21 protein-coding genes and 1 riboswitch are annotated in these 22,698 nt (G+C 32.8%); of the genes, 19 read left to right on the forward strand and 2 right to left on the reverse strand.

Annotated elements, in window-relative coordinates; all coding sequences use genetic code 11:
• Positions 1-70 precede the first annotated feature (70 nt).
• From KA894_RS02325 to KA894_RS02335, 3 genes are all read left to right on the forward strand, one after another.
• Entirely contained in the window at positions 71-796 is a 726-nt protein-coding gene (locus KA894_RS02325; protein WP_210133683.1) for a response regulator transcription factor, read from the forward strand.
• Positions 780-2,552, forward strand: coding sequence for an ATP-binding protein (locus tag KA894_RS02330; protein WP_115342144.1), 1,773 nt, complete (start codon positions 780-782; stop codon positions 2,550-2,552). The genes KA894_RS02325 and KA894_RS02330 overlap by 17 nt, the downstream gene beginning before the upstream one ends.
• Positions 2,553-2,848: 296 nt before the next feature.
• Positions 2,849-2,983, forward strand: a riboswitch (FMN riboswitch).
• A 64-nt stretch (positions 2,984-3,047) separates the two neighbouring features.
• A complete protein-coding gene (locus KA894_RS02335) occupies positions 3,048-3,593 on the forward strand; it encodes an ECF transporter S component (protein ID WP_096809626.1) in 546 nt (181 codons plus the stop codon).
• A 198-nt stretch (positions 3,594-3,791) separates the two neighbouring features.
• Here the strand turns inward: KA894_RS02335 and KA894_RS02340 are convergent, their stop codons facing one another.
• Complete coding sequence (locus KA894_RS02340) at positions 3,792-4,040, reverse strand: ferredoxin (protein ID WP_019468351.1); 249 nt, start codon at positions 4,038-4,040, stop codon at positions 3,792-3,794.
• Positions 4,041-4,149: 109 nt separating this feature from the next.
• Here KA894_RS02340 and KA894_RS02345 point away from each other — a divergent pair, with 109 nt between their 5' ends.
• From KA894_RS02345 to ypdA, 4 genes are all read left to right on the forward strand, one after another.
• A complete protein-coding gene (locus KA894_RS02345; RefSeq protein WP_107644067.1) occupies positions 4,150-5,115 on the forward strand; it encodes a helix-turn-helix domain-containing protein in 966 nt (321 codons plus the stop codon).
• Positions 5,102-6,481: a RecQ family ATP-dependent DNA helicase gene (locus KA894_RS02350; protein WP_096809629.1), complete on the forward strand. Its 1,380-nt coding sequence runs from the start codon at positions 5,102-5,104 to the stop codon at positions 6,479-6,481. Before KA894_RS02345 ends, KA894_RS02350 begins: the two co-directional genes overlap by 14 nt.
• 146 nt (positions 6,482-6,627) lie before the next feature.
• Complete coding sequence (gene ebpS / locus KA894_RS02355; RefSeq protein WP_232164813.1) at positions 6,628-8,100, forward strand: elastin-binding protein EbpS; 1,473 nt, start codon at positions 6,628-6,630, stop codon at positions 8,098-8,100.
• A gap of 163 nt (positions 8,101-8,263) precedes the next feature.
• Positions 8,264-9,250 (forward strand): bacillithiol disulfide reductase YpdA, encoded by a 987-nt coding sequence (gene ypdA, locus KA894_RS02360; RefSeq protein WP_096809633.1) that lies wholly within the window; start codon positions 8,264-8,266, stop codon positions 9,248-9,250.
• 95 nt (positions 9,251-9,345) lie between these two features.
• On the opposite strand, the gene KA894_RS02365 is transcribed toward ypdA, so the two are convergent.
• Positions 9,346-10,320: an asparaginase gene (locus KA894_RS02365; RefSeq protein ID WP_096809635.1), complete on the reverse strand. Its 975-nt coding sequence runs from the start codon at positions 10,318-10,320 to the stop codon at positions 9,346-9,348.
• 78 nt (positions 10,321-10,398) lie between these two features.
• On the opposite strand from KA894_RS02365, the gene cmk reads away from it, so the two are divergent.
• From cmk to aroA, 12 genes are all read left to right on the forward strand, one after another.
• Complete coding sequence (cmk, locus tag KA894_RS02370; RefSeq protein WP_103373237.1) at positions 10,399-11,055, forward strand: (d)CMP kinase; 657 nt, start codon at positions 10,399-10,401, stop codon at positions 11,053-11,055.
• Between the two features lie 299 nt (positions 11,056-11,354).
• The gene (rpsA, locus tag KA894_RS02375; RefSeq protein ID WP_103373236.1) at positions 11,355-12,536 is read left to right on the forward strand and encodes a 30S ribosomal protein S1; all 1,182 of its coding nucleotides are present in this window, start codon (positions 11,355-11,357) and stop codon (positions 12,534-12,536) included.
• 193 nt (positions 12,537-12,729) lie between these two features.
• Entirely contained in the window at positions 12,730-14,040 is a 1,311-nt protein-coding gene (der, locus tag KA894_RS02380; RefSeq protein WP_096809641.1) for a ribosome biogenesis GTPase Der, read from the forward strand.
• A gap of 16 nt (positions 14,041-14,056) precedes the next feature.
• Entirely contained in the window at positions 14,057-15,055 is a 999-nt protein-coding gene (locus tag KA894_RS02385) for an NAD(P)H-dependent glycerol-3-phosphate dehydrogenase (RefSeq protein WP_096809643.1), read from the forward strand.
• A 169-nt stretch (positions 15,056-15,224) separates the two neighbouring features.
• Positions 15,225-15,497 (forward strand): HU family DNA-binding protein, encoded by a 273-nt coding sequence (locus KA894_RS02390; RefSeq protein WP_002483248.1) that lies wholly within the window; start codon positions 15,225-15,227, stop codon positions 15,495-15,497.
• Positions 15,498-15,837: 340 nt separating this feature from the next.
• A complete protein-coding gene (locus tag KA894_RS02395; protein ID WP_210133684.1) occupies positions 15,838-16,407 on the forward strand; it encodes a heptaprenyl pyrophosphate synthase subunit A in 570 nt (189 codons plus the stop codon).
• Between the two features lie 6 nt (positions 16,408-16,413).
• Complete coding sequence (locus KA894_RS02400; RefSeq protein WP_103373243.1) at positions 16,414-17,115, forward strand: demethylmenaquinone methyltransferase; 702 nt, start codon at positions 16,414-16,416, stop codon at positions 17,113-17,115.
• A gap of 26 nt (positions 17,116-17,141) precedes the next feature.
• A complete protein-coding gene (locus KA894_RS02405; RefSeq protein ID WP_170006899.1) occupies positions 17,142-18,095 on the forward strand; it encodes a polyprenyl synthetase family protein in 954 nt (317 codons plus the stop codon).
• Positions 18,096-18,244: 149 nt separating this feature from the next.
• The gene (gene ndk, locus KA894_RS02410) at positions 18,245-18,694 is read left to right on the forward strand and encodes a nucleoside-diphosphate kinase (RefSeq protein ID WP_096809651.1); all 450 of its coding nucleotides are present in this window, start codon (positions 18,245-18,247) and stop codon (positions 18,692-18,694) included.
• A gap of 421 nt (positions 18,695-19,115) precedes the next feature.
• Positions 19,116-20,282, forward strand: coding sequence for a chorismate synthase (gene aroC / locus KA894_RS02415; RefSeq protein WP_096809653.1), 1,167 nt, complete (start codon positions 19,116-19,118; stop codon positions 20,280-20,282).
• A 39-nt stretch (positions 20,283-20,321) separates the two neighbouring features.
• Positions 20,322-21,389 carry a 3-dehydroquinate synthase gene (gene aroB / locus KA894_RS02420; protein WP_096809655.1) on the forward strand — a complete coding sequence of 356 codons (1,068 nt, stop codon included), beginning with the start codon at positions 20,322-20,324 and terminating at the stop codon, positions 21,387-21,389.
• A 9-nt stretch (positions 21,390-21,398) separates the two neighbouring features.
• A complete protein-coding gene (aroA, locus tag KA894_RS02425) occupies positions 21,399-22,697 on the forward strand; it encodes a 3-phosphoshikimate 1-carboxyvinyltransferase (RefSeq protein WP_115342147.1) in 1,299 nt (432 codons plus the stop codon).
• The last annotated feature ends 1 nt before the right edge of the window (position 22,698 follow it).

Here is a 22,698-nt window from a genome sequence, read left to right on the forward strand (position 1 = left end):
TTTTATGCTTCAACCTATGATATAATGTGATTGAAATTGAAAGATAGCAGTGTGGGAGGGTACGAAACCTATGTCAAACGAAATACTTATCGTTGATGATGAAGATAGAATCAGACGATTATTAAAATTGTACTTAGAAAGAGAATCTTTTGAAACACATGAAGCTAGAGATGGACATGAAGCGTATAAAATGGCAATGGAACATGATTATTCATGTATTTTATTAGATTTAATGTTGCCAGAGATGGATGGTATTGCTGTTGCATCTAGATTAAGAGAACATAAAGAAACACCTATTATTATGTTAACTGCAAAGGGTGAAGAAACAAATCGAGTAGAAGGATTTGAATCCGGTGCAGATGATTATATCGTTAAACCTTTTTCACCTCGCGAGGTTGTATTACGTGTCAAAGCTTTATTAAGACGCACTCAGGTAGCACATACAGAACAAAGCGAACCCCATGTACGAGATTTAATCGAGTTTGAACATCTTGTGATTGATAATGATGCGCATAGAGTACTGGCTGATAATAATCAAGTAAACCTGACACCAAAAGAATATGAACTTTTAATCTTTTTAGCGAAAACACCAAACAAAGTCTTTGATCGTGAACAGCTTTTAAAAGAAGTCTGGCACTATGAGTTCTATGGTGATTTGCGTACAGTTGATACACATGTAAAACGTTTAAGAGAGAAATTAAATCGAGTTTCAGAGAATGCAGCTCAAATGATTCAAACCGTTTGGGGTGTGGGTTATAAATTCGAGGTTAAATCTGATAATGAACCGACTCAATAATGTCGTAGTAAAACTGTGGTTAACTATAATCTTTATAGTAACGACAGTTTTAATTTTATTAAGCGCAGCCCTTATAACGTTTATACAATCTTACTTTACGCAAGAAACAGAGGATTCATTACTCAAAGATGCAAAAAGAATTAGCCATTTGGTTGAAAGTTCAGATGATAAAGCAACAGCTATTAGACACAGTAAATCATTAATCGAAGGTCCAGTAGGTCTGATTATTATGAATAACAAGCACATGGATAGTGCAAATAAAGATGAAACTAAAGAAAAGATGTTCAGAGAAATTAAAGATAATAAAGATTACGAAAAAGTATTCGACAAAGGAGAGCAAATATCAGAACACGTCACGGTTGATATAAAACAACAACAAAAGACATATGTATTAATTGGCTATCCATCTAAAAATCTTGATTCCAGTCAGCATAATAGCAAGTACAGTGGTGTATTTATTTACCAAGATTTAAAAACGATTGAAGATACAAACAATGTCATTACTGTCATTATTTTAATTATTGCTATAATCTTTTTAGCTATAACGACAGTATTTGCATTTTTCTTATCTTCTCGTATCACAAAACCACTTAGAAAATTAAGAACACAAGCACTCAAAGTTTCTAAAGGGGACTATGCACAAGTTGTTCCTGTTAATTCACGAGATGAAATAGGTGAACTTTCACGGGCTTTTAATACGATGAGCTCTGAAATACAACAACATATAGATGCACTATCATCTTCTAAAAATATACGAGATAGTTTAATTAACTCGATGGTCGAAGGCGTACTAGGATTTAATGATAAAAAAGATATTATTATATCTAATAAAATGGCACAAAACATTTTAAAAATATTGGATAAACATGATTTAGAAAAACTAGATCGTCAAAACGAATTAACATTTAAAACAAAACAAACACAATTCGAAGAATACGAGATTAGCACACGTTATTTTGTTATTATTTCAAGTTATATCGAACAAATACAACCAGACGGTAGAAGCGGTATTGTTGCAATTATTCGTGATATGACAAATGAGCATAATATTGACCAGATGAAAAAAGATTTTATTGCTAATGTATCACACGAACTCCGCACACCCATTTCTTTATTGCAAGGTTATACAGAATCAATCGTAGATGGTATTGTAACTGAACCTGAAGAAATACATGAATCATTGTCTATTGTACTGGACGAAACGAAACGTTTAAATCGTTTAGTAAATGAGTTACTCAATGTAGCACGGATGGATGCTGAAGGGTTAACCGTAGAAAAGGTTGTACAACCCATCGATCCGTTATTAAACAGAATGCAACAAAAATACCAAAAACAAGCAAATGATTTAGGTTTAACTATGAATTTAAATCCCAATACTCAGAATCAATTGTGGTATTTTGATACAGATAGAATTGAACAAGTGCTAACTAACCTTATTGATAATGCTACTAGATATACTGAACCTGGCGATTTAATTTCAATTAGTTATGGCGAATCTGATAATGAAAATATACTTTATATCACTGATACTGGTTCTGGTATAGCACCTGAGCATTTACAGCAGGTATTTGATCGTTTTTATAAAGTTGATACTGCACGTAAACGTGGCAAACAAGGTACTGGCTTAGGGTTATTTATTTGCCGTATGATTATTGATGAACATGGAGGCTCTATAGAAGTAAAAAGTGAACTAGGTGAAGGTACGACTTTCATTATTAAACTACCAAAACCAGTGGATCACGATATTAGTAAATAAATTTGCTAACATATAATTGTAGCAATCTCTCTTAATATTAAATAATTCAGAAATAACGTATTTAATTTAGAAAGAATGGGCAATAAGTTAAACCTGTATCATTTTATAACCATTCCATATTTGTATTTAAAAGTACATGGATACCTTCATCTAAAGTCGAGGTTAGAAATCAGTTAACATATTCTGTTTTCTAATCTCGTTTTTAATTTTATAAATGCTACTGTTTTAATGAATAAGAGCATGTCTGTTGTTTTTATCTGAGTAATAGGCTATGATATATTTATAAAAATTAAGAAATTCATCTTCGGGGCAGGGTGTGATTCCCAACCGGCAGTAAATAAAGCCTGCGACCTATTTATCTTTTAAAGATAGATGGCTGATCTAGTGCGAATCTAGAGCCGACAGTATAGTCTGGATGGGAGAAGATGGAGGGTTTTTGTTATGCAATTAAATCCTCCTTTTCTATGCAAGGTGAATGGAAGGAGATAATTTAATATGCAACAACAAACCAAAAGACTTATTACAATAAGTATGTTAAGTGCGGTTTCATTTATTTTAATGTTTATCAAATTTCCGATACCATTTTTACCACCGTATTTAACGTTAGATTTCAGCGATATTCCAGCATTGTTAGCTACTTTTAGCTTAGGCCCAATAGCAGGAATTATTGTATTGTTTATAAAAAACTTGCTTAATTTTTTGTTTAATATAGGCGATCCAGTTGGCCCTATTGCCAACTTTTTAGCTGGAGCAAGCTTTATTTTAACAGCTTTTTACGTTATCAAACATAAATCTACAATTAAAACACAAGTGGTTGGCTTTAGTATAGCTACGATTGTCATGACAATCGTCTTAAGTATTTTAAACTATTTTGTTTTATTACCGCTTTACGGAATGATAATGAACCTTTCTAATGTAGTTGAAAACATTAAAATCGTTGTTGTTTCAGGCGTTATTCCTTTTAATATTATTAAAGGAATCATTATTTCATTAATATTTATACTTTTATTCAAACGTTTAAAGCATATTTTACCTAAATAAATATATATAATAACCATAAGAAAGCTGGATGAAACCCATTTTATAAATAGGAGTTCAAAGTCCAGCTTTTTTTATGATGTGGTCTTATGGATACAATTATAAAACTAAATTGATTATTTAAAAATAAAAAAACCCAGCGTTTTCATTTGTTTAATGACTACACTGAGTTTTATAAGATGTTTTATTTGAATAGATGCTTTATTCAAATTTTAAAGGGTCTCCGTCAAATGATTCTTCTTCAATTTTAATGGAATCTGTTGGGCAACCTTCTAATGCGTCTTCCATATCTTCATATAATTCTTCTGGTACTTCTGCAGTACCTTGGTTGTCATCTAGTATAACGTACGCGATACCTTCGTCATCGTAATCATATATATCAGGGGCAGCAGCACCACAAGCACCACATGCAATGCATGTATCCATATCAACAATTGTATATTTAGCCAATTTCTTCGCCTCCTTTAACAAACATGCTACACTAATAACACAATTAGTATTGTAGTTACTGTTTTAAATTTTTTCAAATGTTTTCGTTTTATAAAATGAGGGAGTAAACATGTATAATATAATTCACTTATCACTTACACAAGCACACAATTACAAAACTGAAAAAAGCATATATAATATTATCACAGGGAAAAAGTCTCATCAAACCTTTTTTGACGCCTGTAGTCAGCAACTCTTATCATTGTATCATAGCTTACCCAACCTAAAGTATCCATCATTTGTGGGAAATGTTCATGATTTCAAAATGAACGAAGATTCGGAACAACGTATACGCGTTCATCCGCGCCATACATACGATAGCTTATTAAATACATTTAAAGCAATTCAACTGCTAGTCCAAACAGTTTCTAATACAGAACATGGGATGTTTCAATTTATCCCTGTTACCCATCACAGTACAATTCAACAACGGGTAAAAGCAGTATATAAGGAAATTAAAAACGCTGACACACAATATAAATTAATTGAAGAGTTAAATGTTTTATTCAAATCGATTATAGAAAAAAATAACACACTTTACATACACTATTACTTGCAAGGTTTTGAAGAAAGCATGTATACACGACAGCAAATCAGCCTAATAGAAAATGTCTCTCAAAAAAGACTGTTTGAATTAGAATTAAATGATTTGGTCATGATGATGTTTGAATTAGAAGAACAAGCAAAGTATCCCATTTTAAACCAGTTAATCATACTACCGACACTATTATTTAAGACTGAACAAACGTTTAGCGGAATTAAAAATGGTCTGAGCTTTAATCAATTAGCAAATATGCAAAACGTTAAGCCTAATACAATTGAAGACCATATATTAGAGTTATTTATAAAAGGTTATTTATCTAAATACAAAGATTATTTAAATAGTCAACATGACACTTCATTTTTAAGATTTTATATCGGAAATCGTGGTGAGCGGTTAAGAAATTATAAAGAAAAATTTCCAGAACTCAGTTATTTCGAAATTAAATTATTGATTGTTGGATTTGAAAGAGGTGATTTAAATGTTACAACATGAATTACAGAAGTGGTTCGGGTTTGACTCGTTTAAACCTGGACAGCAAGCAATTATCGAACATGTACTCAATGGCAAAGATACTTTAGGCATATTACCTACAGGTAGTGGGAAGAGCCTTTGTTATCAATTGCCAACTTATATTAAGCAAAAACCAACACTTATTATTTCACCCTTAATATCTTTGATGGACGACCAAGTTATGCAATTAAAACTTCATGGTGAACACTATGTTTCGTGTATTCATTCTGGTTTAGATGAAAATGAAAAACAACAAAATATGCAATTATTAAAACATAGTCGTTTTATATTTTTAAGCCCAGAATTTTTGTTGCAACCGCATAATTTCAAACTCATTCAAAACTTGGATTTAGGCTTGATTGTTTTAGATGAAGCACATTGTCTTTCTGAGTGGGGATACGATTTCAGACCTCATTATGCGCTTGTGGGCAAAATTATCGACCATTTTCCTGAAGCCAATGTACTTGCATTAACTGCTACAGCTCCGCCATATTTAACATCTGACTTAAATCAGATGCTAAATAAAAACTTCATTATTGTAAAAACTACAATGAATAGAGAAAACATATCTCTAACCCATAAAAACTTCGAAGACGATCATGCTAAGTTAAAATGGTTGCTACCACTTTTAGAACATTCAGGACCGACTATTATATACGTTTCATCAAAAAAAATGTGTCTCAACTTAGCAAAAGCAATTTATCAGTATGGGTTTTTAACAGGTATTTACCATGGAGATTTAACTTATCAAGAAAGGCACACAGTTCAACACCAATTTATAAACAACGAAATCCCAATTATTGTTGCAACAAGTGCATTTGGGATGGGCATCAACAAAAAAGATATTCGCACTATTATACATTTCCATTTAACTACTAGTCCATCTAATTATATGCAAGAAATTGGACGTGCTGGCAGGGATGGTGCATATAGTCAAGCTATAAGTCTTTTCCAGCCAGATGATAGTTACCTATTAGAAACGTTGCTGTTCGCTGATGTTATTACAGAAGAGGATGTAAACACTTTTGAGTTAGGCATGTTTTTGCCTCCAGAAAAGATAGAAATATTAGAGGTTTTATTTAGCTATTACTCTATTAAACAATTACGGCATATCTTTGCGACTGCGTTTCAAAGGAAAAAACAAGGTTATCATCGTATGCTGGGCTATAAACAGTTAGATCAATGTCGAAGAGCTTATATGGTTGAATTTTTTGGAGAGGAATTATCAGAAAAACCAAACCACTGTTGTGATAATGATTCAGAATTAATTGATATAAATATCGTAAATAGAAAAAAAGTAAAAAGAAAAATGGATTATAATGAAAAATTACAAAATCTTTTCAAATAAAAGATAAATGCTTTACTTCCGTTTTTCAATCAAGCTATAATACTAAATACATACTCATTTTATAGTTGTTTTATATATATAATTTATACATATTTACTACTTTTCAGGGTAAAACTGTATATAATAAATTAAAATACGGAAGGATGATGAATTTGTCTAATAATAATTTTAAAGATGATTTTGAAAAAAATCGTCAATCCATTGATCCAAAAGAACACAAGGATGATGTAGAGAACTCTGTCAATGATTCCGTTGACAATGTAAAAGAGGAAGTTTCTGATAAAAAAGACGAACAATTCCCTCCAAGAAATGCTCAAAGGAGACAGCGTAGAAGAGAAACCGCAACGCATCAAAATGAAGATAATCAATCTAATATTGATGAAAAAGACAGTACATCTAGTCAAGTTGACGCCGATCAACAGCAAGATAATGATACATCATCAAAATCAAATGAAATGAATAAAAACCAAGACCCTTCGGAAAATAATAATATTAATCAAAATCGCAGTGAAAAAGAAAATACAGCAGCTCAAGACAAGCAAACTAAAGATCAAAGTAGCAAGAAAAAAGGCGCTGCTGCCACTGGTGGTGCTGCCGCTGCTGCAGGTGCTGGCGCATACGCTGCGAAAAAACATAAAGATCAAAATAATAACGATGGAAAACAAAACAATGAAAATGAAGTAAAAGAAAGTAAGAAAGAGCAATCAAATAACGCTGCTGCAGGCGCAGGTGTTACCGCTGCTACAACGAAGAAAGATAATCAATATGATAGTTCTGATAAAAACAATACCTCTGAAGATAATAATCAACATAGTGATAAGAAAAAAGGCGCTGCTGCCGCTGGTGCTGCAGGTGTTGGCGCTGCAGGTGCGAGTGCCGCTCATTCAAATGCTTCTGGTGGTAATGATGGCAATAATGATAACAATAACGATGATAAAAATGATGACGACAATAATGATGAAAATAACAAGAAAAAAGGCGGTTTATTCAAAAAAATATTGCCTATTATTGCTGCAATCCTCATTTTAGCTGCAATTGGAATTTTTGCTGGTATGGCCTTAAATGGTAATAATGACGATAGCAATAGTGATGATAAACAAGTAGCTGATAATAAAGATAAAAATGATGATTCTGATAAAGACAGCAAGAAAGATTCTGATAAAGATTCTGGTAGCGATAAATCTGATAAAGATGATGACCAATCAGCATCAGATAATAGTAATGATAGTTCAAACCAAGCAAATTCTGGTTCAGAAAGTAATGCATCTAACAATCAAGATCAAGCTGCTACTTCTGACCAAAATAATCAAAACAATCAAAGTGACCAATCACAACAAGAAGATCAAGCCACTAATCAAAGTGACGGTTCAAATGGTTCATATGACCAAAATCAGAATGCGAACTCGCAGAACAATCAGCAAGATAACCAGCAAAATGATCAAGCATCAAGCAACAATTCAGGCCAACAAACACATACTGTAAATGGGCAAAACTTATACAGAATAGCAATCCAGTATTATGGAAGTGGCTCAACTGAAAATGTTGAAAAAATTAGAAGAGCAAATGGCTTACAAGGCAACGATATTCATAATGGCCAGCAACTAGTTATTCCAGAATAATGTTTGCTTATGATTTAGCAATAAGAGTAGGAATAGGAAATCAAATCTAATTTTGATTTTTGTCCTACTCTTATTTTAATTGTAATTAAATTTTCAAATTCTATCTCTTGGCTTTTTTTTATGTCCTGGTATAATAAATGGGTGGTAAAAGGAGGACAAAACTATGCAAACAGTAGAAAGTATTATCATAGGAGGCGGTCCTTGTGGTTTAAGTGCCGCTATTGAACAAAAGAAAAAGGGAATCGATACATTAGTAATTGAAAAAGGGAATGTTGTAGATGCTATTTATAATTATCCAACACATCAAACTTTCTTTTCTTCTAGTGATAAATTAAGTATTGGGGACATTCCATTTATTGTCGAAGAAAGCAAACCACATCGTAATCAAGCACTAGTCTATTATAGAGAAGTGGTCAAACATCATCAATTGCGTATCAATGCTTTCGAAGAAGTCCTTACTGTTAAAAAAATCAATAATCGATTTACGCTTACGACTACTAAAGACGTTTATCAATGTAGATTTCTGACGGTAGCTACAGGGTATTACGGTCAACATAATGCGCTTGAAGTAGAAGGTGCAGAGCTACCAAAAGTGATGCATTATTTTAAAGAAGCACATCCTTATTTTGATCAAAATATCGTCATTATCGGTGGTAAAAATTCAGCAGTAGATGCAGCACTTGAATTAGAAAAAGCAGGCGCTCATGTGACGGTAATCTATCGCGGCTCTGACTATCCGAAGGCCATCAAACCTTGGATATTACCAAATTTCGAATCATTAGTAAGACATGAAAAAATTAATATGGCATTTGAATCTGACGTTACGAAAATCACTGAAGAAAGTGTCATTTATGAACAAAATGGTGATTTAATTGAAATTCCTAATGATTACGTTTTTGCTATGATTGGTTATCATCCAGATTACAATTTCTTAGAATCAATCGGTATAAAAATTAATAGCAATGAATATGGAACAGCACCCGTTCACAACAAAGAAACTTATGAAACAAATGTCGAAAATTGTTATATAGCTGGTGTTATTGCTGCAGGAAATGATGCTAACACAATTTTTATTGAAAATGGTAAATATCATGGTGGTATTATCACTCAAAGTATATTAGCTAAAAAACAAACACCACTGGAGTCTTAATTTATTAAAAAAGAGTGAGACAAGTTACATAAACTTTAAAATCGGTTTATTCTAAAGTTTGTAATGTGACAAGTCTTACTCTTTTTTGATTTATCTTATAATGGCGCTTCAAAATATTTTTTTAATTGTTCGTCATTTAAATGATTACTTAAACCGATTAAAAGTTTTAATCTTGCTTTTTGGCCGTTTAAGCCATTTGAGAAAATGACGCCTTTTTCTTCTAACGTTGCTCCGCCCCCTTCATAAGCATATATAGGACCTACAATACCGTTAAACGATCTCGACACAAGTATAATAGGGATATTATTCCGTAAACATTGATTTAAACCTTCTAAGCAAGTGGGAGGCAAGTTGCCTTGACCCAATGCCTCTATAATGATGCCATCAACTCGGTTATCACTATGAAAAGTTAGTACGTCGCTTTTCATACCCATATACGATTTAACAAGTGGTATATTTAGATTTTGGTTTATCTCCGTTAATACTAAATGTTCAAATGGGCGGTGATGAAATTGTACACTTTGTTTAGTGATTACACCTAATGGACCGTGATTCGGGCTCTGGAAAGTATTTGTATTGGAAGTATGGGTTTTGGTAACATTTCTAGCTGTATGGATTTCATCGTTAAAGACAACCATAACACCCATGTTCATTGCTTCATCACTTATAGCTACTCTAATTGCAGACAAAAAATTATAAAGTCCATCTGCGCCAATTTCGTTTGAGGAACGCATTGCACCAGTTATAGCAATTGGCTTAGAAATATTTAGTGTTAAATCTAATAAATAAGCTGTTTCTTCTAAAGTATCCGTACCATGCGTGATAACGTAACCATCATAATAGTTCTCTTTTTCAGATTTTATGATAATTTGTTTTAATTCCTCTACATATTTAATATTCATGTGTGGCGAAGGTACATTAAAAGGTGTTATTTCAGTCACATCAGCATATTTTTTTATAATATTTTGATGATTGGAAATAGGATTATCAGTATTCGTTACGACTTTATTTGATTCATCTTGAGACATGCTAATTGTACCGCCAGTATGTATGACAAGAAGTTTTTTCATGTGTGCATTCCTCCTATTTATAAAATACATATTTATGATAAAATATTATTTATAAAACAACAAGGAAGGGTTACTAAAATGAAACCAATTAATATCGCATTAGATGGACCTGCAGCAGCGGGTAAGAGTACAATAGCTAAGCGTGTTGCAGCTAAATTATCTATGATATACGTAGATACTGGCGCAATGTACCGCGCCATTACATATAAATATTTACAATTAAATAAGACTGAAGATTTTTCAAGTCTTGTTCAATCATCAGTATTATCTTTGACATATGATGAAGAAAAAGGACAAAGGGTAATTCTAGACAACCAAGATGTTACGGATTATTTAAGAGAAAATGATGTAACAAATCATGTTTCTTATGTAGCTTCAAAAGAGCCTGTACGTACATTTGCTGTAGAAAAACAACAAGAATTAGCAGAAAAAAAAGGAATAGTGATGGATGGAAGAGATATAGGCACAGTTGTGTTACCTGAGGCAGAATTAAAAGTATATATGATTGCTTCAGTGGAAGAACGCGCCATTCGTCGTCAAAAAGATAATGAATTAAGAGGTATTCAATCTAATGTTGAACAATTAAAGCAAGAAATTTCTGACCGTGATCAATATGATATGAACCGAGAAATATCTCCGTTAAAAAAAGCAGAGGATGCAATTACTATTGATACTACGGGCATGAGTATTGAAGATGTTACAAATGAAATTTTAAATTTAGTCAGTAAACTTTAACCAATTTATTGCACGTTAACCTTTGATTAAGATTTAGGTCTCTTCTATTAAAATAATGTAAAAAAGTTATAAAATACCAAAAACAGGGTATAATATCATAGAACATTTTTTATTAACGGGTACTGCATATATATCAATGTAAATTGCTATTGAAATTAGAATATTAAATAAAGCAAAATATCAATTTACATCATTTTAACGATTGGAATTAGGATGCCTACTATAAAGTGGAATTTCTTGACAATTCTGTCAAATTATAAGATGTTATAAATATGTAGTGTAATAAGGAGGCAGACAAGATGACTGAAGAATTCAACGAATCAATGATTAACGAAATTAAAGAAGGGGATAAAGTTACTGGCGAAATTCAAGAGATTGAAGAAAAACAAGTCGTTGTACATGTAAATGGCGGCAAATTCAATGGTATTATCCCTATAAGTCAACTTTCAACGCATCATATTGACAACCCAAGTGATGCTGTAAAAGTTGGAGACGAAATCGGTGCTTATGTTACCAAAGTAGAATATGATGAAGAAAATGAAACAGGTGCTTATATTCTATCTAAACGTCAATTAGAAACTGAAAAATCATATGAATTTTTACAAGAAAAATTAGATAATGATGAAATCATTGAAGCTAAAGTCACTGAAGTTGTTAAAGGTGGGTTAGTTGTAGATGTTGGTCAAAGAGGATTTGTACCAGCTTCATTAATTTCTACTGATTTTATCGAGGATTTCTCTCATTTTGATGGACAAGTTCTAAAATTAAAAGTTGAAGAATTAGACCCAGCAAATAATCGCGTCATTCTTAGTCGTAAAGCTGTAGAAGCATTAGAAAATGCAGAGAAAAAAGAAGAGCTACTAAACAAATTGGATGAAGGCGATGTAATTGACGGTACCGTAGCACGTTTAACGAATTTTGGCGCATTCATAGATATTGGTGGCGTAGACGGTCTAGTACATGTTTCTGAATTATCACATGAACATGTTAAATCACCTGAAGATGTCGTTTCAATTGGTGATAAGGTGAAAGTTAAAGTTAAATCTGTAGACAAAGATTCTGAACGCATTTCCTTATCCATCAAAGATACGTTACCAAGTCCATTCGAATCACTAAGAGGCGAAATTAACGAAGGTGAAAACATTGAAGGTAAAGTAGTTAGACTTACAAGTTTTGGCGCCTTTGTTGAAATTAAACCTGGCGTGCAAGGATTAGTTCATATTTCAGAAATTAGTCATTCACATATTGGTACGCCTGGAGAAGTATTAGAACCTGGAGAAGTAGTAAGTGTTAAAATACTAAGTATTGATATTGAAAAAGAACGTATTTCACTTTCTATTAAAGCAACATTACCAGATGAAAATGTCGTTGAAAGCGATAGTGAAACGACACAATCTTATTTAGACCATGGTAATGACGACGAAGACAATCCAACATTAGGAGACGTTTTCGGAGATAAACTTAAAGATATTAAGTTTTAATAGATACACTTGAGACCAATTTTAAATCTTGTCCTATTTGAATTAGGGCAAGATTTATTTTTTTAATGTACATAGAAACAACTACGTAATTATTCTATCACTGAATACCAAAATGAATTCATTAATAATTTCTTTTGAAATACTTTCCCCTTATGATAGAATTATAGAGATTAAAAAAGAGAGGAAGTTAGTTATGACTAAACCTATAGTTGCTATTGTAGGAAGACCTAATGTGGGTAAATCTACAATTTTTAACAGAGTCGTAGGTGAACGTGTCTCTATTGTTGAAGATACACCAGGTGTGACTCGCGACAGAATTTATTCATCAGGTGAATGGTTAACGCATGACTTCAATATCATTGATACAGGCGGTATTGAAATTGGAGATGCACCATTCCAAACACAAATAAGAGCGCAAGCTGAAATTGCCATAGATGAAGCTGATGTCATCATTTTTATGGTTAATGTACGAGAAGGATTAACACAAAGTGATGAAATGGTAGCACAAATGCTATACAAATCAAAAAAACCAGTTGTTTTAGCTGTCAATAAGGTCGATAATCCTGAAATGAGAAATGACATATATGATTTTTATTCACTTGGTTTTGGAGACCCATATCCAATCTCTGGTTCGCATGGATTAGGATTAGGGGATTTATTGGATGAAGTAGTTAAACACTTCAAAGAAGAAGAACCAGACCCATACGATGAAGATACCATACGTTTGTCTATTATCGGTCGTCCTAACGTCGGTAAATCAAGCTTAGTTAATGCTATACTAGGTGAAGATCGAGTGATTGTGTCCAATGTGGCAGGTACAACCCGAGATGCCGTCGATACTGAATATAGTTATGATGACCAAGACTATGTACTTATTGATACTGCTGGTATGCGTAAAAAAGGTAAAGTATATGAAAACACTGAAAAATATTCAGTGTTACGTGCACTTAAAGCGATTGAACGCTCTAATATCGTATTAGTAGTTATTGATGCAGAACAAGGTATCATCGAACAGGATAAGCGTGTTGCTGGCTATGCTCATGAAGAAGGTAAGGCTATCGTTATAGTTGTTAACAAATGGGATGCAGTAGATAAAGAAACAAATACAATGAAAAAATTTAAAGATGAAGTTCGTAAAGAATTTCAATTCTTAGATTATGCTCAAATTGCATTTGTTTCAGCTAAAGAAAAGAAACGTTTATCTACGCTATTCCCTTATATCACTGAAGCTAGCGAAAACCATAAAAAACGTGTTCAAAGTTCAACATTAAATGAAGTTATTACAGATGCTATTTCTATGAATCCAACACCAACTGATAAAGGTCGTAGATTAAATGTATTCTATGCTACTCAAGTGGCGATAGAACCGCCTACTTTTGTCGTATTTGTAAATGACATAGAACTAATGCATTTTTCTTATAAACGTTACCTTGAAAATCAAATAAGAGCTGCTTTTGGATTCGAAGGCACACCTGTGCACATTATATCAAGAAGAAGAAACTAATAAATGGAGGGGTTACATGTCTAATATAACTGTATTTGGTACAGGAAGTTTCGGTACGGCGTTAGCAAATGTCTTAGCGGAAAATGGACATCAAGTATTAATGTGGGGAAAAAATAAAAATACTGTTCAAGAAATCAATGAAGAACATTTAAACACAAAATACCTTAAAAATGCACAACTTGAAACATCGATTACAGCAACTCATGATATTAATGCTGCGATAACACATGCAGATGTTTATCTAATGGCTCTACCTACGAAAGCAATGAGAGAAGTGGCTAATGAAATTGATTCACACTTAACCACTCAAAAAATATTTATACATGTAGCAAAAGGAATTGAAAACGATACTTACAAACGTGTATCTGAAATGTTAGAAGACAGCATATCTGAGGAGCATAATGGTGGCATAGGTGTATTATCAGGGCCAAGCCATGCCGAAGAAGTTGTAATCAAACAGCCTACTACAGTCGCTGCTTCTTCTAAATCACCAGAAGTGAGCAAGCTTGCACAAGATTTATTTATGAACGATTATTTAAGAGTATACACAAATGATGACTTAGTAGGGGTTGAACTGGGTGGCGCTTTAAAAAATATTATAGCCGTTGCGAGTGGCGTGATTTCTGGAATGGGCTTTGGAGATAACGCAAAAGCTGCATTAATGACTAGAGGTTTAGCTGAAATTAGTCGCTTAGGTGAAAAATTAGGCGCCGATCCACTTACGTTTTTAGGGCTCGGTGGTATTGGAGATTTAATTGTTACTTGTACTTCTACACACTCTAGAAACTATACACTCGGCTATAAGTTAGGCGAAGGTAAATCTTTAGATAAAGCGTTAGAAGAAATGAATATGGTTGTAGAAGGTGTATATACTACCAAATCTGTTTACAATTTAGCTGAAGCGCACAATATTGAGATGCCAATTACTACTGCTTTATACAAGGTTTTATTTGAAGATCAACCTGTCGATGAAAGTGTAAAAGACTTAATGGGACGTGGCAAAAAGTCAGAATAAAAAAGTACTATTACACTTTTTTGCAAATATATAACATTTTGATATTAAAATCCTATTAATTCAACGTTTTTTGCACATAAATCATTGCAGTTGCAGTAATCCTTGTGTTAAAGTCATAGCATAATGATATTAAGATATCATTATAGACCCCAGGGGAGGTGAATTCATAATGAACAAGACAGATTTAATCAATGCTGTTGCAGAGCAAGCCGACTTAACTAAAAAAGAAGCTGGTTTAGCTGTAGATGCAGTATTCGAATCAATTCAATCATCACTTTCTAAAGGTGAAAAAGTACAATTAATTGGATTCGGTAATTTCGAAGTACGCGAACGTGCTGCTCGTAAAGGTCGTAATCCACAAACTGGTAAAGAAATTGATATTCCTGCAAGTAAAGTTCCAGCATTCAAAGCTGGTAAAGCTTTAAAAGATGCAGTTAAATAATTCTTTACTTAAAAGCGAAGCCCTTTTAAAGGGGCTTTTTCTTTTTTTATAAGCTCTTTTAAATAAATAACTAAAAATTGATTGTTAACTATGCCTCTTAATATGATATCATTCGGTATAATGGTGTTATATTAAGAGCTTTTTAAAAATGATTAAACATAAACTTTTAATATATCGTTTTTCTTCAAAAATAATCAGTAAAAAGCTCATGGTTTATTTCACAAATTTTATAATTCACAAAATACATAAAACGTAAATATTTATCACTTTGAAAACCGTCGATTTTAATTTTCCTTATATAATGTTAATATGTATATTGATAATAACGTGAGGTGTGAACATGGAAACGACATTAAGCATTTTTGAAAAACAAATTACCCAGCGCTTGAAAGGTGTACATTATCATGACACTATTTATGTAAATAAAATGTTAGCTCAAATTCTTGATACCTATGATATACCTGAAGATGCTAAATTAGCTTGCCTCACTATAGATACTGCGATGCGTCATTTAGATGAGGTTTCTAAAAACCTATCCTCTAAAAAATCCATTTTGATTGGCGATTTGCTAAGCGCTCACTTTTATACATTATTAGCTAAGTTAAATGATCCAATTTATCAAAAGGAAATGAGTAAAGCGATTGTGGAAATCAACGAAATGAAATCATCCATTCATAATGGCGCAATTCCAGAAAAAGATATAGGGCATTACATTTTAAAGATAGAAAACAAATTTCCATTTATTACAATTAATCGATATGTGTCCAATAGCAAAATAGCAAATATCGATCAAAAATTATTAACTAACTTGTTAGAAAATCATCCTTCATATTTAAAAAATTATTCAAAAGATGAATTAAACACAATTTTAGAAGAAGTTAAATCAGAAATTTATTCAAAAAAGAGGTAATCAAACATGGCAGATAATAAAGCGAAAAAAGAACAAGTCCATAATGTGTTTCAAAATATTTCTGGAAAATATGATCGTCTCAATAATATCATTAGCTTTGAACAGCATAAAACATGGAGAAAACGTGTTATGAAAGAAATGAATGTTAAACCAGGTAGCAAGGCATTAGATGTTTGCTGTGGAACGGCAGATTGGACTATTTCTTTAAGTAAAGCAGTGGGGCATACTGGTGAAGTATTAGGTGTAGATTTTAGTGAAAACATGTTGGAAGTAGGTAAAAATAAAACAAAGGATATGCAAAATATTCAGCTTATTCACGGCGATGCTATGAATTTGCCCTTTGAAGATAATGAATTTGATTATGTCACTATCGGCTTTGGTTTACGTAACGTACCTGATTATTTAGCTACGCTTAAAGAACTCAATCGAGTTCTAAAACCTGGTGGCATGGTTGTTTGTTTAGAAACAAGTCAACCGAGTGCTCCAATATTCAAACAGTGTTACAAATTATATTTTAAATTTGTTATGCCTGTATTTGGAAAAATATTTGCAAAATCAAAAGATGAATACGAATGGTTACAACAATCTACTTTTGATTTTCCAGATAAAGAAAAATTAAAACGCTTATTCTCACAAGCTGGATTTAGTAACATTAAAGTACGTAGCTTCACTGGTGGCGTTGCAGCGATGCACCTAGGCTATAAATAAAAATGAAACAACCAAAGGTGATTACTGTGTCAAAGTTAAATATAAATAATGAAATTAAGATAATTGAAAAACAATTAGAAAAATCATTGATAAGCAAAGACCAAATCCTAGAGAAAGCTTCTTATCATTTATTTTCATCAGGAGGTAAACGTGTAAGACCTGCCTTCGTTATTTTGAGCAGTCAATTTGGTGAGGAAATGAATGAAGACGTGTACCGTGTAGCTGTTGCGCTTGAATTAATACATATGGCGACATTAGTCCATGACGATGTTATTGATAAAAGTGATAAACGCCGAGGTAGTCTAACAATCGCTAAAAAATGGGACCAGGATACAGCAATACTTACTGGAAACTTTTTATTAGCTGTGGGTTTAGAACATATTTCGAACATTGAAGATAACCGTGTACATAAAGTAATATCTAGTGCAATTGTTGAAGTATGTATGGGTGAGTTATACCAGTTTCAAGATCAATTTAACGCGAAGCAAACGATCACTAATTATTTAAGAAGAATCAATCGCAAAACGGCATTGCTAATCCAATTATCTACAGAAGTAGGCGCTATCGCTTCTCACGCTGATCACAAAACCATTCGAAACTTAAAAATGATCGGTCATTACATCGGGATGAGTTTTCAAATTGTGGATGATATTTTAGATTTTACTAGTACAGAAAAGAAATTAGGAAAACCAGTAGGTAGTGATTTAATGAATGGTCATTTAACGCTTCCAGTATTACTAGAAATGCGTAATAATCCAGATTTCAAACTAAAAATTGAACAACTTAGTCCTGAAAGCGAACAATCATTATTCGATGAATGTATTCAAACAATCAAAAACTCAGATGTCATTAAGCAATCACAAGCGATAAGTGATCGATATTTAGAAAAAGCACTTTATCTCATTGATCAGTTAGAAAAAGATGATGCGAAACCATTATTTAAAAAAATAATCAAAAAAGTAGGGAAAAGAAACGGGTAATTATGTGAAAACCATTGAAAGCGTTTTAATTAACTGTTAATATATTAATGTGCTATAAAACATAATAATGTTTTGTTTTATATTTTTGTTCAAAGTATTTAATTTTATCTTTGTACATTATACATAATTAACAGGGGGATAAACACACAATGGAAAGAACATTTCTAATGATTAAACCGGATGCGGTTCAACGCAATATGATAGGAGAAATTGTTTCTCGTATAGAACGTAAAGGGCTTAAACTAGTAGGCGCTAAATTAATGACAGTACCTAAATCACTTGCTGAAGCACATTACGCTGAACATACAGATAAACCATTCTACGGTAATTTAATCGACTTTATTACTTCTGCGCCTGTGTTTGCGATGGTAGTAGAAGGTGAAGATGCTGTCCATGTCGCTCGTCATATCATTGGCGCAACAAATCCATCAGAAGCAACACCAGGTACTATTAGAGGGGACCTTGGTTTAACTGTCGGAAGAAACATTATCCATGGTTCAGATTCAGTAGACTCAGCAAATAAAGAAATCAATCTTTGGTTTAATTCTGAAGAGTTAAGTGAATTTACAGAATCACGCGAAATGTGGTTGTACGAATAATCGTTTACAAGATAACTCAAATAATGTAGTTAATATGAAAATAAATAAAGTACATAAGTGTAATTTTAAGCGCAAACATATTAAACATTTGAAAATCTACTTTTACTTTCCATTACATTAAAAGTAAATAGGAAAGAGAACAGCTGACTGTATAGATTAAATTACAGTCAGTTTTTTTATTTTAAGTATCATACTATTGGAATAGCAATATTGCTTTCTAAAATAACAATTGAAATCCATGCTCAAGTCATTTAATATCATAAGTTATTACTGAAAAAATATTCAAATGTTATCATTGTACGTAGGTATATCATATAAACATTAACAATTTTGAAATTTTTCTGTTAATTTGAACTATTGAATATGATAAGATAAAGGACATATAATCATTTAAAGTACTAAAGAACGGAGTGGGTAAATAATGAGATATTTAACTTCAGGAGAATCGCACGGTCCACAATTAACGGTAATTATTGAAGGTGTGCCATCAAATTTAGAAATCAATGTATCAGATATTAATGAAGAAATGTTTAAACGTCAAGGCGGATACGGTAGAGGGCGTCGTATGCAAATTGAGAAAGATAGTGTTGAAATTGTATCAGGCGTACGTAATGGGATTACACTTGGTAGTCCAATTACGCTTATTGTTACAAATGATGATTTTAAACATTGGAGAAAAATTATGGGGGCAGACCCAATAAGTGATGAAGACCAAGAAAACATGAAACGCGTCATTACCAAACCACGACCAGGTCATGCAGATTTAATTGGCGGTATGAAATATAACCACAGAGATTTAAGAAATGTATTAGAACGCTCTTCTGCTAGAGAAACAGCAGCACGCGTAGCTGTAGGTGCAGTTTCTAAGATTTTACTTAAACAACTTGATATTCATTTTTATAGTAGAGTCATGGAAATTGGCGGTATTAAAGATGATTTAGAATATGACCTTGAAACAATTAAATCTAATGTTGATAAAAATGATGTCCGTGTAATTAACGATGAAATCGCACAACAAATGAGAGATAAAATAGATGATGCGAAAAAAGCAGGTGACACTATAGGTGGAGTTGTCCAAACAGTTATTGAAGGTGTACCTGTAGGCGTTGGTAGCTATGTGCATTATGATCGCAAATTAGATGGTAGAATAGCTCAAGGTGTAGTGAGCATCAATGCATTTAAGGGTGTGAGCTTTGGTGAAGGCTTTAAAGCAGCAGAAAAACCTGGAAGTGAAGTACAAGATGAAATACTTTACGATACAACAAACGGCTACTATAGAGGGTCAAATCATTTAGGTGGGTTTGAAGGTGGCATGTCTAACGGTATGCCTATCGTCGTTAATGGTGTGATGAAACCTATCCCAACATTATATAAACCGCTTAATTCAGTAGATATAAATACAAAAGAATCTTTCAAAGCCTCTGTTGAACGTTCTGACAGCTGTGCTGTACCTGCTGCAAGTGTTGTAGTAGAAAATGTAGTTGCTTTCGAACTTGCAAAAGCGTTGCTAGAAGAATTCCAGTGCAATCATATCGACCAATTAAAAACACAAATTGAAGAACGTCGTTTATTAAATATTGAATACTAAGATTAATTTAAAAATTTTAAGATTAACTAGGTGATATCTATGAAACTACAAACCACTTATGAATCAAATAATTACCCTATAATTATAAAACATAATGCTTTAGATCATTTACATCAATACATTAAGCAATATAAGGATATTGTGCTTATCGTCGATGGTACAATTGATAAAGAATGGAATGAAACTTTAAATTTCATCACGTCTGAATACGATGCACACAAACTTGTTATACCATCTGGAGAATCTACTAAATCTCTAGATTTTTATGGACAGTCAATAGAGACCTTGCTCAGTAACAAGTTAACTCGAAATACTTGCATTATTGCAGTGGGCGGAGGCGCTACTGGAGATTTTAGTGGTTTCTTAGCTGCTACATTGTTAAGAGGCGTCGACTTTATCCAAGTACCTACAACGATATTGGCGCATGATTCTAGTGTAGGAGGAAAAGTAGGCATTAATTCAAAACATGGCAAAAATTTAATAGGCGCTTTTTATAGACCTAAAGCAGTTATCTATGATTTGAATTTTCTTTCAACATTACCTTATACAGAAGTACTCAGTGGTTATGCTGAAGTATATAAACATGCTTTGTTGAACAATGATAATGATGTAAATGAGATTGAAACTCATTTTACAAATAAAAAAACATTAGCTTCTTTAAATGAAATTGAATATTATATTTATAAAGGTATCGAGACAAAATTGAATCTTATTGTCCAAGATGAAAAAGAATCGCATGTACGTAAATTTCTAAATTTAGGTCATACGTTTGGTCATGCAGTAGAGTATACATTTAAAATTCCACATGGCCATGCTGTGATGATAGGCATTATTTTTCAATTTATTGTAGCGAATAAAGTTTTAAACCAAAATTTTGATATAGCCCATTATATTAATTATTTAAAATCTTTAGACTACCCTTTAAATATTATAGAATCATTTGAATTCGACCCGCTTTATGAGCTTATGTTAAAAGATAAGAAAAATGATCAGTTAGGTGTGCAAATGGTCTTATTAGATGGCATTGGTCATCCTGTGGTTAAGCACGTAGGTAAATCAACTTTGTTAGAGAGTTTTAAAGATTTACAAACATATTTTAAAAAGTAGGTGGCATATTTGGTTAATAGTAAAACAGTTGATATAAAAGGGCCTCTTGTTGGAGATATAGAAGTCCCTGGGGATAAATCTATGACGCATAGAGCAATTATATTGAGCTCACTAGCATCAGGAAAGTCAACGATATATAAACCACTATTAGGCGAAGATTGTATTCGTACTGTAGAAATTTTTCGTTTGCTTGGCGTCGAAATAGAGGTCTTAGAAGATAAGATTGAAGTTAATTCCCCTGGATACAAATACTTCCAAACACCACACCAAGTACTTTATACCGGTAACTCTGGTACTACGACACGTTTAGTTGCTGGTTTATTATGTGGGCTCGGCATCGAAACGGTACTCTCCGGAGATGCTTCTATTGGGAAAAGACCTATGGATAGAATTATGAAACCTTTAGGCTTAATGAATGCTAATATTACAGGCATAAATGATAACTTCACGCCATTAATCATTAAACCCGCACGTATTAAAGGGATAACATACCAAATGGAGGTTGTCAGTGCGCAAGTAAAAAGTGCCATATTATTTGCGAGTTTATTTGCAAATGAGAAAACAATGGTTTCTGAAATAGGCATTACACGTAATCATACAGAAACGATGTTCGAACATTATCAAATTCCAATCAAAACAGACGGGCAGACAATAACATTGCCTGAAAATAGCATTGAACACATTAAAGCAGCAGATTTCCACGTACCTGGTGATATTTCATCAGCAGCTTATTTTATCGTCGCGGGCTTGATAACACCTGACAGTGATATTACAATTCACAATGTTGGCATAAACCCAACTCGTTCAGGTATTATTGATATCGTGACACAAATGGGTGGAAATATAACACTATTCAATCAAAATGATAATCCAGAACCAACCGCTTCTATCAGGGTACAATATACACCAGATATGAAACCATTACATATCAAAGGTGATTTGGTACCAAGATCGATTGATGAATTGCCAGTCATCGCTTTACTTTGTACTCAAGCTAGTGGTACAAGTATTATAAAAGAAGCAGAAGAATTGAAAGTTAAAGAAACAAATCGAATTGACACAACAGCAAACATGTTGAATCTATTAGGCTTTATGTTACAACCTACAAGTGACGGCATAATTATTCATCCATCTGAATTTGAACAAACAGCTACAGTAGATAGTTTTACCGACCATCGTATTGGCATGATGCTTGCTGTCGCTTCATTATTGACTGATGATTCATTAACAATTGGTCAATTTGATGCTGTCAATGTTTCCTTCCCAGGTTTCTTACCTAAATTTAAACAATTAGAAAACGAGGGATAAA

Origin of the sequence: Staphylococcus sp. GDY8P131P (assembly GCF_017891975.1) — a bacterium.
Classification (GTDB): domain Bacteria; phylum Bacillota; class Bacilli; order Staphylococcales; family Staphylococcaceae; genus Staphylococcus; species Staphylococcus nepalensis.